This window comes from Streptomyces sp. NPDC088387, from assembly GCF_044753385.1.
Lineage (GTDB): Bacteria > Actinomycetota > Actinomycetes > Streptomycetales > Streptomycetaceae > Streptomyces.
This window is the reverse complement of record NZ_JBIVNC010000009.1, coordinates 282,969-296,087: the sequence shown is the minus strand read 5'-3', so window position 1 is coordinate 296,087 and position 13,119 is coordinate 282,969. Positions and strand designations below refer to the sequence as shown.

Sequence of the window (13,119 nt, the reverse complement as noted above, 5' to 3'; positions counted from 1 at the left end):
CACACACGACGACCGGCGCGCATGCCCGCGGTTTGGGCTCGACGGGTAGGGGCGGCAACGCCCGGCTTTTAAGGGGCGCGGGGAACTGCGCGATCTGCCCCCACCGGGCCCACACACGACGACCGGCGCGCATGCCCGCGGTTTGGGCTCGACGGGTAGGGGCGGCAACGCCCGGCTTTTAAGGGGCGCGGGGAACTGCGCGATCTGCCCCCACCGGGCCCGCACACGACGACCGGCACGCATGCCCACGGCCTGGGTTTACGGGCTCGGGGAACTCGCACCGGTGCGTAGGCCTGTCACCAAGTACCTGGCCAGGTGGCGGGCGTCGTACTCGGCGTCTCCCTCCGCGCCGATGCAGAGGTTTCCGATACCCCGCATCAGTTGGTACGCGGTGATGTCGTCGCCGATTTCATCGGCCCGCACCGCCGCGTCCAGCAACCGCCCGCACACCGGCACCAACCTCTCCAGGAAATACGCGTGCAACGCCTCGAACCCCGCGTTGTCCGCCTGAAGCGCCGCCGCCAGGCCGTGTTTGGTGACCAGGAAGTCCACAAAGAGGTCCACCCACCGTGCCAGCGCCGCATGCGGCGACCCCTCCTCCGCCAGCAGCGCCGGCCCCGCCTCCGCGCAGGCCTCGACCTGGTGCCGGTAGACCGCGATGACCAGATCCGCCCGCGTCGGGAAGTGCCGGTAGATCGTGCCCATGCCGACACCCGCCGCGGCCGCGATGTCCCGTACCGGCGCGTCCACCCCCGACGTGACGAAGACCTTCGCCGCCGCGTCCAGCAGGGTCTGCTGGTTACGCCGGGCGTCCTTGCGCTTCGAGCCACCGTCGTTCACCACTGCGCTCCCTTCCCCGGCGCTTGCAAAGCGGAACAGCGCTCCGTATCGTTAACGGAGCGAGGTTCCGGTTTGTTCATGATGACAGAACGGGGCCCTCGCCCACCCACACCCACTCCCCCTTCCCCTCTCCCGGAGGCACCCTCATGTCCGTATCCCCCACCCCCGTCCTCTCCGCCAAGCCCGTCACCCTGGCCGCCCCCGGTCGCGGCGAGGACCTCCAGGTCCGGGTCTCCGCGCCGGCCACCGGCACCGACCTGCCCGTGCTCGTCTTCTCGCACGGCTTCGGCTGGTCCATGAACGGCTACGCCCCCCTCGCCGACCACTGGGCCGCCGAGGGCTTCGTGGTGCTCCAGCCCACCCACCTCGACTCCCGCACGCTGAGCATCCCGCCCGAGGATCCCCGCACACCCCGGATGTGGCGCTTCCGGATCGAGGACCTCACCCGCGTACTGGACGGCCTCGACGTGCTGGAAGCGGCCGTACCGGGGCTCGCCGGGCGGGTGGATCACGACCGGGTCGCCGTCGCAGGGCACTCCTGGGGCGCGCAGACGGCGAGCACCCTGCTGGGCGCGCGGGTTCTCGACGCCGACGGCGTGCCGGGCGAGGACTTCTCCGATCCCCGCGTACGGGCGGGGGTACTGCTCGCGCTGACCGGTCTCGGCGACGACCTCACGCCGTTCGCCGTGGAGCATCTGCCCTTCATGAGGCCGTCCTTCGACACGATGACCGCGCCGGCACTGATCGTCGCCGGGGACCACGACCGGTCCCGGCTGTCCACCCGCGGACCCGACTGGTTCACCGATCCCTACACCTACAGCCCCGGCCCCAAGAGCCTGCTCACGCTCTTCGGGGCGGAGCACTCGCTCGGCGGCATCCCGGGGTACGAGGTCGCCGAGACGACCGACGAGAGCCCGGCCCGGGTCGCGCTGATCCAACGGCTCAGCACGGCCTTCCTGCGTACGGCACTCACCCTCGACGACACCGCCACCGGCGCGGGTACGGGTACGGGCACCGGCTGGAAGACGGCCGTGGCAGCCCTGGAGGACGATCCGGAGCCGCTCGGCACCTTGCGCAGCAAGTAGGCTCGGGTCAGGATTCCTCTGACTGAGTCAACCATCTGGGCCGAGCGACCGTGGGGGCGATCATGACCGTCCAGGACTTCCGTTCCTTCAACCGCTTCTTCACCAACGTGATCGGCGCCCTCGACTACGGCCGTCACCTCTACGCGCCCTACACACTCACCGAGTCCCGGGTGCTGTACGAACTGGCGCACTCGCCCCGCACCGACGCGGCCGACCTGCGGACCCAGCTCCATCTGGACGCCGGGTACCTGAGCCGGATCCTGAACAAGTTCGAGCAGGACGGGCTGATCGGGCGCGAGCCCTCGGAGCGGGATCCGCGGCGCCGCCGGATCACCCTCACCGCGCGCGGCCGGTCCGTCGCCGAACTCCTCGACGAACGGGCGCACGAAACGGTCGGCGCGCTGCTGACGCGGGTGCCTGCGGGCGAGCGGCCGCGGCTCGCGGAGGCGATGCGTACGGTCCGTACGCTCCTCGGCGACGGCCGGGCACCGCGCGCCGAGGACGTGGTGCTGCGCGAGCCGGGACCCGGCGACCTCGGCTGGATCGTGCAGCGCAACGCGGCGCTGTACGCCGCCGAGTACGGCTTCAACACCGCCTACGAAGGCCTGGTCGCGCGGATCGTCGCCGACTTCGCCGAGGACCACGACCCGCATCTGGAGCGGGTGTGGATCGCCGAGCTGGACGGGCGTCCGGTGGGGTGCGTGATGTGCGTACGGGACGACGCGCCCGCCACCGCCCGGCTGCGGCTGCTGCTCGTCGAGCCGCACGCGCGCGGCCTCGGCATCGGGGACCGGCTGGTCACGGCGGTGACCGAGTTCGCGCGCGGGGTCGGCTACCGCGACCTCGTGCTGTGGACGAACGACATCCTCGCCTCCGCCCGCCACCTCTACCAGCGCCAGGGATACGTCCTGGTCGCGGAGAAGCCGCACCGGTCGTTCGGGGTGGATGTCACCGGACAGGACTGGCGACTGGACCTGCGCGCGGCGAAGGAGTGACTAGTAGGGTCCAGAGGTATGAAGCTGGCCTTCTCCACGCTGGGTGTTCCCGGCCTTCCGCTGTCCGACGTGCTGCGGCTCGCGGCCGAGCACGGCTACCACGGTGTCGAGCTGCGCGCGCACCCCGAGGAACCGGTCCACCCCGGCATCGGCGCGGCCGAACGGGCCGACGCTGCGGCCGAGTTCAAGGCGTCCGGCATCGAACTGCTCGGTCTCGCGGGGTATGCGCGGGTGGCCGCGCCGGGCGACGACGAGCCCGTCTTCGCCGAGCTGACCGCCCTGCTCGAACTCGCCCGCGACCTGGGCGCCCCGTACGTCCGGGTCTTCCCCGGCGGCGACCCCGACGGTGATCCGGCCGAGGCGGACGCGACGGCGGCCCGGCGGCTGGCGGCCGCCGCCGAGCTCGCCACCGACTCGGGTGTACGGATCCTGCTGGAGACCCACGACTCGCATCGCACCGGCGCCGACGCGATCCGTGTCCTAGGTCCGGTCGGGCACCGCAACATCGGCGCGCTGTGGGACGTCATGCACACCTGGCTGGGCGGCGAACAGCCCTCCGAGACCTTCGCCGCGCTCTCGCCGCACCTCGGGTACATCCAGGTCAAGGACATCGCCTCGGCCGCCGACACCACACCGCTGGCGCTCGGCGCCGGGGTGCTGCCGCTCGCCGAGTGCGTCGAGATCCTCTCCCGGCACGGCTGGGACGGGTGGCTGTGCTGGGAGTACGAGAAGCGGTGGTACGAGGCCGCGCAGCCGCTGCCCGGGCTGCTCGCCGGTGGGCGGGATCATCTGGGGCGGCTGCTCAACGACGCGGCGTAGAGGGGCCAGTGCGGTTCTGCGGGGCCGGGGCGGCGGCGTAGCTCTGCCCGGCGATTCCCGGGTGCCGCTGCGCCCACCCGTGCCGCCCCAGCGGCACGACTGCCCGCAGCTACGCCTGGCGTGCCATGTCGGCCGACGTTGACCGCAACCCCCCAGGGGCGCGGGGAACTGCGCGCTCAACCCCCACCGGCCCACAGCCGAACACCCACCGTCAGACGCACCCCCCAGGGGCGCGGGGAACTGCGCGACCAGCCCCCACCGGGCCGCAGCCGGACAACCACCGTCGGACGCGACCCCCAGGGGCGCGGGGAACTGCGCGATCAACCACCGCCGGGTCGCGGCCGGGCAGTCGGTGTTGGGTGCAACCCCCCAGGGGCGCGGCGACCTGCGTGAATCGGCTCCGCCGGGACGGCGGTGGGTGGGCGGCGTTTGCTGAAGGAGGTCAGGGCTACTCCGCCGACCAGGAGGACCGCCGCCAGCCAGCGCAGCCCCGTTGTCGACTCGCCCAGGAACAGCGTCGCCGACGTCATCCCGAAGACCGGGACCAGGAGGGAGAACGGGGCCACCGTGGACGCCGGGTGACGGCGCAGCAGCCACCCCCACGCCCCGAACCCGAAAATCGTCGTCACCCAGGCGACGTAGACGACCGTCCCCGCCCCCTGCCAGTCCAGCCCCCGCAGCGCGTCGAGGTCACGGTCCACGCCCTCCGTCAGGAGGGAGAGCCCGAGGAGGGGGAGGACGGGCACGACACTCACCCAGGCCATGAAGTTGAGGGCGTCGGGCGGCGCTGCCTTGCGGGTGATGACGTTCGACGCGCCCCAGCAGGCCGCCGCCACGACCACGAGCGCGAACGCCCCGAGCGGCCCCGACGCCCCCTCGTCCACCGCCGCCACCACGATCCCGGACAGGGCGACCGCCATACCGAGCGCACCGATCCGCGTCGGCCGTTCGCCGAGCGCGACGAAGGCGATCAGGGCCGTGAAGACCGCCTGGATCTGGAGGACCAAGGAGGAGAGCCCGGCCGGCATCCCCGCGTCCATGCCGATGAACAACAGCCCGAACTTGGCCACACCGAGCACCAGCCCCACCGCCACGATCCACTTCCACGCGACCTTCGGCCGGCCGACGAGGAAGACGGCCGGCACGGCGGCCACCAGGAAGCGCAACGCCGAGAAGAGCAGCGGCGGAAAGTGGTCGAGACCGATCTCGATGACGGTGAAGTTGACTCCCCACACGGCGGCGACGAGCACGGCGAGGGCGAGGTGGGAGGGGCGCATACGGACGAGGATGGCCCGCACCCGCCGTGAAGCACCAGCGATGATTGCTGCACACTTGGATTAAGCAACCGTGAATCCGGAGCCCCCATGCTCGATCTCCAGCGCCTGCGCGCCCTGCACGCCGTCTCCGTGCACGGCACGGTCGGCGCCGCCGCGACCGCCCTCGGCTACACCCCGTCGGCCGTCTCCCAGCAGATCACCAAGCTGGAGCGGGAGACCAGGACCGTCCTGCTCGAACGGGAGGGCCGGGGCGTCCGGCTCACCGCCGAGGCACAGCAACTGGTCGCCGCGGCACAGGAGTTGCTGGCGATCGTGGAGCGCACGGAGACCAATCTGGAGCGGCGCCGCGGGGTGCCGGCCGGCCGGCTGACGCTGGCGGCGTTCGCGTCGGCGGCCCGCGGGCTGATGCCGTCCGTACTGGCCGATCTCGCCGCCCGCCACCCGGACCTGGACACCCGGATGACGGAGATCGACCCGCATCTCTCCGTCGGTATGGTCGCGAAGGGCGCGGTCGACATGGCGGTCGTGCACGACTGGGACATCGCGCCGCTGCGGGTACCGCCGGGCGTGGAGCGCGCGGTGATCGGCGAGGACCCCAGCACCCTGCTGGTCCACGAGGACCACCCCTTCGCGGGCCGTACGTCGGTGCGGCGCGAGGAGCTAGGCGGCCAGCTGTGGGTCTGCCAGCCGCCCGGCCGGGTCTGCCACGACTGGCTCGTCCGCACCCTGCGCGCCGCGGGCCACGAACCGGAGATCGTGCACCAGGCCGACGAGAACCCCACCCTCGTGGCGCTGGTCGCCGCCGGGCTCGGCATCTCCCTGATCCCCCGGCTGGGCCGGGGCCCGCTGCCCGAGGGCGTTGTCGACCTGCCGCTCGAACCGACCCCGGTCCGCCGCCTCTACGCCCTGTGGCGCGAGGGCGCCGCAGGCCGCCCGGCCATCACCGAAATGGTCAGCACCCTCCAGAACCTCTGGCCGAAGGTCGCCGCACCGCCCGCTCACTGAACGCCGCCGAACGCCACCGGACCCCGCCGGACCCCGCCGGACCCCGTCGAGCCCCGCCGGACCCCGTCGAGCCCCGCCGAACCCCGTCGAGCCCCGGGAACCCACCGCGCCACCCCCACGTCCAACCACCACGCTGTCGGAGAGTCACCGCGGTGCGGTGCCGGGCCCGCTGCTGGCGGCGAGCGCCGGTTTCCCTCTCCAGCCGCATCCGGGCCGACAGCCCGCCGCCATCGGCGCGCCCCCCTCCCTTGCGCCGATGGCGGCCCCCTTTCCGGGTACCGTGCGCTCCCTTGACTGGAAGAAACTTCCCGGATATTGGTGACTCCTCGGAAGTTTCCTTCAGCGGATCATCTCCGGAAGGAGCGCACGTGCCCTCCAGACGTACCGTTCTCGCTGCCACGGCAGGCGTCACCGCGGCCCTGGCGATCGGCACCGACGCACAGGCCGCCCGTCACCACGACAAGAAGCTCCGCGCCCTCATCGCCCGGATGACGCTGGAGGAGAAGGTCGGCCAGCTCTTCGTCTCCCGCGCCTACGGCCACTCCGCCACCGCGCCCGACCAGGCCGACATCGACGCCAACCGGACGGAGTTCGGCGTCGACACCGCGGCCGACCTCGTCGCCAAGTACCACCTGGGCGGCGTCATCTACTTCACCTGGGCGCACAACACCCGTGATCCGCAGCAGATCGCGAGCCTCTCCAACGGGCTGCAAAGGGCCTCCCTGGGCAAGCCCCGCGGGCTTCCGCTACTGATCTCCACCGACCAGGAACACGGCATAGTGGCTCGTGTCGGCAAGCCCGCGACCCTGTTCCCGGGCGCCATGGCGATCGGCGCCGGCGGCTCCCGCCGGGACGCCCGCGAACTCGGCCGGATCGCCGGCAAGGAGCTGCGGGCGATGGGCATCCGGCAGGACTACACACCGGTCGCCGACGTGAACGTGAACCCGGCCAACCCGGTGATCGGCGTCCGCTCCTTCGGTGCCGACCCGCAGGCCGTCGCCGGTCTGGTCGCCGCCGAGGTGACGGGCTATCAGGCGTCGGCGGTGGCGGCCACGGCCAAGCACTTCCCCGGCCACGGCGACACCGCGGTCGACAGCCACTACGGCTTCCCCGTGATCACCCACACCCGTGAGCAGTGGGAGACGCTGGACGCGGCACCCTTCCGCGCGGCCGTCGCCGCGGGCATCGACTCCATCATGACCGCGCACATCCTGGTCCCGGCGCTCGACGACTCCGGCGACCCGGCCACGCTCTCCCACCCGATCGTCACCGGCATCCTGCGCGACGAACTCGGCTACGACGGCCTGGTGGTCACCGACTCGCTGGGCATGGCGGGCGTACGGCAGAAGTACGGCGACGACCGTGTACCGGTGCTGGCGCTGAAGGCGGGCGTCGACATACTGCTCAACCCGCCGACCCTGGACCTCGCCTGGAACGCGGTCGTGGCGGCGGTGCGCGGCGGTGAGCTGACGGAGGAGCGGCTGGACGAGTCGATCCTGCGGGTGCTGCGGCTGAAGGCGAAGCTCGACCTGTTCGACGAGCCGTATGTGAGCCGGTCCGGCGTCGACCGCTCGGTGGGCACCAAGGCCCATCTCGCGGCGGCCGACTCCCTCACCAACCGCACCACCACGCTTCTCGTCAACGAGGGCGGGCTGCTGCCGCTGGACCGTGACACCCACGGCAACCTCCTTGTCGTCGGCGCCGATCCGGCCTCCCCCTCCGGCTCCACCGGACCGCCCACCACCGTCCTCGCCGCCGCCCTCACGGAACTGGGGTTCACGGCGACCGCCCTGTCGACCGGTACGGCCCCGTCGGCCGCGACGATCGAGCGGGCCGTCACGGCGGCGGGCAGCGCGGACGCCGTGGTCGTCGCCACCTACAACGTGTCCGCCGACAGCAGCCAGCGGACCCTGGTGAACCGGCTTCTCGCCACCGGCCGGCCCGTCGTCGCGGTGGCCGTCCGCAACCCGTACGACATCGCCCAGCTCCTGGACGTCAAGGCCTACTTGGCCACCTACTCGTGGACGGACGTCGAGGTGCGGGCGGCCGCGCGGGTGATCGCCGGGAAGGTGCGGCCTCGCGGGAAGCTGCCGGTGCCCGTGCAGGAGGCGGACGAGCCGGAGAAGGTGCTGTACCCGCTGGGACACGGCCTGTCCTACTGACCACCGGGGGCGGGGCGTCGTACACGGCATACGCCGTTCATCCGGCGCGCCGCCCACAACCGGACCGAACCATCCCGTTCCGCTGGCGGGTCCGCATCGCGCGGGTCACGCTGGAGCCGGGGGTGTGGGGGATGCGCGGAGGCTGGACCGGTCTGGTCGTGGTGGTGCTCGTCGCGTCGGTGTGCGCCGGGTGCCGGACGTCGTCGGGCGGAGGGTCCGCGAACGCCGGGGGCACGGTGGGTCCGTCGCCGTCCCGGCAGTCCGGGTTCGGGGCGGTGTTCCTCGCGCTCGACGAGTGCAGTTCGTTCGGTACGACCAGCTTCACCGAGGTGCCCTGCTCCGGCGAGCGCGCGGCGGCGCGGGTCGTCGCCCGGCACAACGGCCGGGCCGCGGACGGACCGCCCTGCCCCGGCACCACCGACTTCGTCCTGCACATCAGCGAACAGCGGCCCGTTTCCGAGGAGTACGGCGCGGACGGCGACCGGACGATCCCTCGGGGCTTCGCCTGTATGCGCGGTCTCCAGTCGCCGCACCCCGGGGACCCGGGCGGCGGGGGCGGGCCGCGCACGATCGTCGGGGACTGTGTGTACGCCAGCGGCGGCGGCCAGGTCCGCGAGACGGCCTGCGCGGGGGCGGCGGAGCACACCCCCGAGTACGAGGTGACCGAGGCCGTCACCGTACGCGCCAAGTGCCCCGCCGACACCGCCCTGTACGTCCAGCTCGGCGGGGAGCGTCCGGTGGGGTGCGCGCGGCCGCTGTGACCGGAAGACGCGCCCGGGTGTTCTGTTGTGGTCGTATTGTCAAATCGTTTATCAGACGAACCGTATTGAGATCGTTTATCCAGTCGGTAGGCTCCCCCCTGTCATGACTCGGACCACTGCTACCGGGAACGGTCCGTCATCACTCACACGCCGGGGACCCCAGTGGCACTCCACGCACGAACCTCACCCACCGCGAACCCTCCGACCGATCGTCCAGCCGGTCGGGAGACGGTTCCCAAGCGCCGGATGTCGCTGCGCACGATCCTGTTCGCCCTGGCCCTGGTGCCCTGCCTCGCGCTGGTCGTCCTGGCGGTGACGAACTCCGCCCAGCAGTACGGGGAGTGGAGCGAGGTGCACGACCGGCAGGGGTCGACCAAACAGTTCACCGGACCCCTGCTCGACGTCTTCTCCGCCGTCCAGGCCGAGCGGCGGCTGACCTCGACGGCGCTGGCCGCTCCCCGGGCCGACCGGTCCGAACTGACCCGTCAGCGCGGGCTCACCGACCGGGCCGTACGCAGCCTCGACGCGCTGTCCGGTGCCGTGCCGGAGGACCTCGCCGGGCAGTTCCGCAGGCTCGACCAGGCCCTGGGGCGGCTGCCCGCCCACCGCGACGCCGTGGACCAGGGCTCCGCCGACCAGGAACAGACCTTCGCCGACTACAACGGGATCATCACCTGGGAGCTGGAGCTGTTCGAGGGCTTCAGCAACGTCGGCTTCGGCGAACAGGCCGCGTTGAGCCGGCCGACGTTCGACGCCATGTGGGGCCTGGAGATGATCGCGCGCGAGGACACGCTCATCGCGTCCGGGGTGGCGAGCGGCCGGCTCACCGACGAGCAGCGCTTCCAGCTCGCCGGCGCGATCGGCGCCCAGCAGCACATCTACGACGACAAGATCGTGGCGCGGCTGCCCGCGTCGCTGGCCGGCGCCTACGAGCGGGTGCTCTCCAGTGCCGACTGGAAGGAGAAGGTCCGGGTCGAGACGGCCCTCCTCGACACCGGTGGCGAGGACGAGGCCGGCCGGACCGCCGTGGCCGCCTCGGTCGGCCCGCAGTGGCAGGAGGTCCGCACCAGGATCACCCCCGAGCTGGAGAAGGCCGGCGACGCGGTCGGGGGCGAACTCGACGACGTCACCAACGGCGAACTCGACAACCTGGTGCAGACCCTGGTCGTGAACGCCGTCGCGAGCGCCGCGGCCGTACTGCTGCTGCTCCTGTTCACCCTGCGGCTGACCGGCATCCTGCGGCTGCGGATCTTCGCGCTCCGCTCGCAGGCCCAGGAACTCCAGACCCGGCTGCCCGGCATGGTGGAGCGGCTGCGCCAGGGCGAGAAGGTCGACACCGACGCCGAACTGCCCGAGATCCGGCACGGCGACGACGAACTCGGCCAGCTCGGCCAGGCCCTCAACCGGGCCCGCGGTTCGTCCCTGGAGACCGCCGTACGCGAGGTCGAGCTGTACCGCGGCTTCGAGCGGCTGCTGCAACGCATCGCCAGGCGGACCCAGTTGCTCATCGGCATGCAGCTGCGGCGCCTCGGTGAGATGCAGCGCGACCACGAGGACCCCGCCGTCCTTGAGGGGCTGTTCGACCTCGACCACCTCGCGGCCCGGCTGCGCCGCTACGAGGAGAACCTGGTCATCCTCGGCAACGGACAGCCGCAGCGCCGCTGGCGCAGGCCCGTCCTGCTGCTGGACGTGCTGCGGTCCGCGCAGAGCGAGGTGCAGGACTACCGCCGGATCCGGATCGACATCGACGGCGAGGCCTGGCTGTCCGAGCGCGCCGTCGGTCCGGTGGCCCACGTGCTGGCGGAGCTGATGGAGAACGCGGTGTCCTTCTCCAAGCCGCCGACGCCGGTCGAGGTGACCGTGTCCCAGGTGGGCCGTGGTGTCGCGATCGAGATCGAGGACCGCGGCATGGGCATGGAGCCCGAGCAGTACGACGAGGCCAACGCGATGATGGCCGAGCCGCCCCGGATGGACGTGATGTCCCGTGCCGACGACGCCCGGCTGGGTCTGTACGTCGTGGCGCGGCTCTCCGCCAACCTGGGTCTCAAGGTGGAGCTGCGGCCGTCGTCCTTCGGCGGCACCCGGGTCGTCGTCCTGGTGCCCGGCGAGCTGATCACCGACGGCGGGCCGCTCCCGGAGGAGCTCCCCGGCGACGGCGTCCACGCCTACCCCGACCAGTTCGCGCTGCACACCACACCCGTACAGCCGGACCCGTACGCCGATCCGTGGCAGCGGCATCGGCCCGGCGACCGGGAGGAGTTCACCCGTCCGCTCGTCGGTCCCTGGATCGAGCCGCAGGCCCGGCCCGCCCCGGCCCCCGCGCCCGCTCCGGCCCCCGCGCCCGCCCCCGTCCCGGCCCCCGCTCCGGCTCCGGCTCCGGCTCTGCGGCAGGCCAACGACCCGCTGCCCCGGCGGGTCCGGCAGGCCAGCCTCGCCACCGAACTCCGGCAGCCGCCCGCCGCCCACCCCGAGGAGCCGTACCCGGACCAGGCCGAGGGCCAGCCGCCCCTGCCCCGGAGGAACGGGGCCCGCCCCGGCGCCACTGTCGGCGCCTTCCAACGCCAGTCCCGGGCCGCCCGGCTCCGGCACTCCCCCGAACACCAACCCAACGATCCCGCGCCGGGACCCGAACGGACCCGGAAGGAAGACGGACGATGACTCTGCGAAGCACTGCCACCAACTCTGACCTCGACTGGCTGCTCGATCGGCTGGTCGATCAGGTTCCGGGCACCCGGAACGCCGTGGTGCTGTCCGACGACGGTCTCGTCGTCAGCCAGTCCAGCAGCATCGCCCGGGTGGACGCCGAGCGCCTCGCCGCGATCGCCACCGGGCAGCAGAGCCTGGCGCGCGGGGTCGGCGAGGTGTTCGGCGGCGGTGCGGTCCGCCAGCTGATCATCGAACTCGACGAACTGTGGCTGTTCATCAGCTCCGCGGGACGCGGCACCCATCTCGCGGTCGTCGCGGACCAGGAGGTCGACGCCGAGGTGATGGCCGTGGCGATGGACACCCTCGTACAGCAGGTGGGACAGCATCTGGGCACCGAGGTGCGGGTCGTCCAGGGGCGTACGCAGGACTGGGGAACCTCCCGCTCCGGCGTGGCGGGAACGGGGGGAGGACGTGAGTGAGGCACTGGGCCGACGCTGCGGCGGACGACGATGACTCCGAGGAGAGCCTGGTCAGGGCGTACACGGTCACCCAGGGGCGCACCGCGTCGGTGCGGGGCGATCTGACCCTGATCACGGTGATCGCCACCGTCGCCGGCCTCGGCGACCAGCAGGGCGACCGCGGCCTGCAACCCGAACACCGGCTGATTCTGAAGCAGTGCCGCGCACCCGTGGCGCTCGCCGAGGTCTCCGCCATGCTGCGGCAGCCCATCGCGGTCACGAAGATCCTCGTCGACGATCTGCTCGGCATGGGGCGGGTGGTGATCCGGCCGCCGCTGACGGTGGTGGCCGGCGAGGAACCGGACTTGATTCTTCTTCAGGCGGTGAAGGATGCCCTACTCAGACTCTGACGAACAGCAGACCGGGGCACCGGCGTCACAGGCGCGCACGGCCACGGCACCCGCCGCGATGAAGATCCTCATCGCGGGTGGGTTCGGCGTCGGCAAGACCACCATGGTCGGCTCCGTGAGCGAGATCCCGCCGCTGAACACGGAGGAGCAGCTGACCGTCGCGGGGCTCGGGGTCGACGACCTCGACGGGGTGGAGGACAAGACCACCACCACCGTGGCGCTGGACTTCGGCCGGATCACGGTGAGTTCGGAGCTGGTGCTGTATCTCTTCGGCACGCCGGGGCAGGAACGCTTCTGGTTCATGTGGAACGACCTGGTGCACGGCGCCCTCGGCGCGGTCGTCCTCGCGGACACCCGGCGCCTGGAGAGCAGTTTCGCGTCGATCGACTTCTTCGAGAGCCGCCGCGTCCCGTTCGTGGTCGGCGTCAACTGCTTCCACGGCGTCCAGGACCGCACCGCGTCCGAGGTCAAGGACGCCCTCGACCTCGACCCGGCGGTCCCGGTCGTCATGGGGGACCTGCGCGAACGCCGGGCGAGCCGGGACCTGCTGCTCGCCCTAGTCAACCGGCTGATGGGCGGCCGTGTGCCGCTCCCGATCCGCCACTGAACACAGGAGTGCGGTCCGGGGCGAGCAGCCCCGGACCGCACTGTCACTCACTGC

12 protein-coding genes are annotated in these 13,119 nt (G+C 72.1%); 10 read left to right on the top strand and 2 right to left on the bottom strand.

What is annotated here, in order from left to right:
- Nucleotides 1-258: 258 nt before the first annotated feature.
- A complete protein-coding gene (locus tag ACIQAC_RS25010) occupies nucleotides 259-840 on the bottom strand; it encodes a TetR/AcrR family transcriptional regulator (RefSeq protein WP_402194286.1) in 582 nt (193 codons plus the stop codon).
- 146 nt (nucleotides 841-986) lie between these two features.
- Between ACIQAC_RS25010 and ACIQAC_RS25005 the strand changes: the two genes are divergently transcribed.
- The 3 genes from ACIQAC_RS25005 to ACIQAC_RS24995 all read left to right on the top strand — a co-directional run bounded on the left by ACIQAC_RS25005 (nucleotide 987) and on the right by ACIQAC_RS24995 (nucleotide 3,739).
- A complete protein-coding gene (locus tag ACIQAC_RS25005) occupies nucleotides 987-1,925 on the top strand; it encodes an alpha/beta hydrolase family protein (RefSeq protein ID WP_402194284.1) in 939 nt (312 codons plus the stop codon).
- A 62-nt stretch (nucleotides 1,926-1,987) separates the two neighbouring features.
- Nucleotides 1,988-2,920 carry a GNAT family N-acetyltransferase gene (locus tag ACIQAC_RS25000; protein WP_402194283.1) on the top strand — a complete coding sequence of 311 codons (933 nt, stop codon included), beginning with the start codon at nucleotides 1,988-1,990 and terminating at the stop codon, nucleotides 2,918-2,920.
- A gap of 18 nt (nucleotides 2,921-2,938) precedes the next feature.
- Nucleotides 2,939-3,739, top strand: a complete 801-nt coding sequence (locus ACIQAC_RS24995) for a sugar phosphate isomerase/epimerase family protein (protein WP_402194281.1) — start codon at nucleotides 2,939-2,941, stop codon at nucleotides 3,737-3,739.
- 320 nt (nucleotides 3,740-4,059) lie between these two features.
- Here ACIQAC_RS24995 and ACIQAC_RS24990 read toward each other — a convergent pair whose 3' ends face one another.
- Complete coding sequence (locus ACIQAC_RS24990; RefSeq protein WP_402194279.1) at nucleotides 4,060-5,016, bottom strand: EamA family transporter; 957 nt, start codon at nucleotides 5,014-5,016, stop codon at nucleotides 4,060-4,062.
- Between the two features lie 87 nt (nucleotides 5,017-5,103).
- Between ACIQAC_RS24990 and ACIQAC_RS24985 the strand changes: the two genes are divergently transcribed.
- The 7 genes from ACIQAC_RS24985 (at nucleotide 5,104) to ACIQAC_RS24955 (ending at nucleotide 13,065) form a co-directional block, all read left to right on the top strand.
- Nucleotides 5,104-6,021 carry a LysR family transcriptional regulator gene (locus ACIQAC_RS24985; RefSeq protein WP_402194277.1) on the top strand — a complete coding sequence of 306 codons (918 nt, stop codon included), beginning with the start codon at nucleotides 5,104-5,106 and terminating at the stop codon, nucleotides 6,019-6,021.
- A 368-nt stretch (nucleotides 6,022-6,389) separates the two neighbouring features.
- A complete protein-coding gene (locus tag ACIQAC_RS24980; protein WP_402194275.1) occupies nucleotides 6,390-8,183 on the top strand; it encodes a glycoside hydrolase family 3 protein in 1,794 nt (597 codons plus the stop codon).
- A gap of 131 nt (nucleotides 8,184-8,314) precedes the next feature.
- Nucleotides 8,315-8,944, top strand: coding sequence for a hypothetical protein (locus ACIQAC_RS24975; protein WP_402194274.1), 630 nt, complete (start codon nucleotides 8,315-8,317; stop codon nucleotides 8,942-8,944).
- A 246-nt stretch (nucleotides 8,945-9,190) separates the two neighbouring features.
- Nucleotides 9,191-11,602 carry a nitrate- and nitrite sensing domain-containing protein gene (locus ACIQAC_RS24970; protein WP_402194272.1) on the top strand — a complete coding sequence of 804 codons (2,412 nt, stop codon included), beginning with the start codon at nucleotides 9,191-9,193 and terminating at the stop codon, nucleotides 11,600-11,602.
- Nucleotides 11,599-12,069 carry a roadblock/LC7 domain-containing protein gene (locus ACIQAC_RS24965; protein ID WP_402194271.1) on the top strand — a complete coding sequence of 157 codons (471 nt, stop codon included), beginning with the start codon at nucleotides 11,599-11,601 and terminating at the stop codon, nucleotides 12,067-12,069. Before ACIQAC_RS24970 ends, ACIQAC_RS24965 begins: the two co-directional genes overlap by 4 nt.
- Nucleotides 12,066-12,458, top strand: a complete 393-nt coding sequence (locus tag ACIQAC_RS24960; protein ID WP_402194270.1) for a DUF742 domain-containing protein — start codon at nucleotides 12,066-12,068, stop codon at nucleotides 12,456-12,458. The genes ACIQAC_RS24965 and ACIQAC_RS24960 overlap by 4 nt, the downstream gene beginning before the upstream one ends.
- Nucleotides 12,439-13,065, top strand: coding sequence for a GTP-binding protein (locus ACIQAC_RS24955; RefSeq protein ID WP_402194268.1), 627 nt, complete (start codon nucleotides 12,439-12,441; stop codon nucleotides 13,063-13,065). Before ACIQAC_RS24960 ends, ACIQAC_RS24955 begins: the two co-directional genes overlap by 20 nt.
- The last annotated feature ends 54 nt before the right edge of the window (nucleotides 13,066-13,119 follow it).

Coding starts and splice junctions, on each gene's coding strand:
- ACIQAC_RS25005 (WP_402194284.1), top strand. CDS start 987: ATGTCCGTATCCCCCACCCCCGTCCTCTCCGCCAAGCCCGTCACCCTG.
- ACIQAC_RS25000 (WP_402194283.1), top strand. CDS start 1,988: ATGACCGTCCAGGACTTCCGTTCCTTCAACCGCTTCTTCACCAACGTG.
- ACIQAC_RS24995 (WP_402194281.1), top strand. CDS start 2,939: ATGAAGCTGGCCTTCTCCACGCTGGGTGTTCCCGGCCTTCCGCTGTCC.
- ACIQAC_RS24990 (WP_402194279.1), bottom strand. CDS start 5,016: ATGCGCCCCTCCCACCTCGCCCTCGCCGTGCTCGTCGCCGCCGTGTGG.
- ACIQAC_RS24985 (WP_402194277.1), top strand. CDS start 5,104: ATGCTCGATCTCCAGCGCCTGCGCGCCCTGCACGCCGTCTCCGTGCAC.
- ACIQAC_RS24975 (WP_402194274.1), top strand. CDS start 8,315: ATGCGCGGAGGCTGGACCGGTCTGGTCGTGGTGGTGCTCGTCGCGTCG.
- ACIQAC_RS24970 (WP_402194272.1), top strand. CDS start 9,191: ATGTCGCTGCGCACGATCCTGTTCGCCCTGGCCCTGGTGCCCTGCCTC.
- ACIQAC_RS24965 (WP_402194271.1), top strand. CDS start 11,599: ATGACTCTGCGAAGCACTGCCACCAACTCTGACCTCGACTGGCTGCTC.
- ACIQAC_RS24955 (WP_402194268.1), top strand. CDS start 12,439: ATGCCCTACTCAGACTCTGACGAACAGCAGACCGGGGCACCGGCGTCA.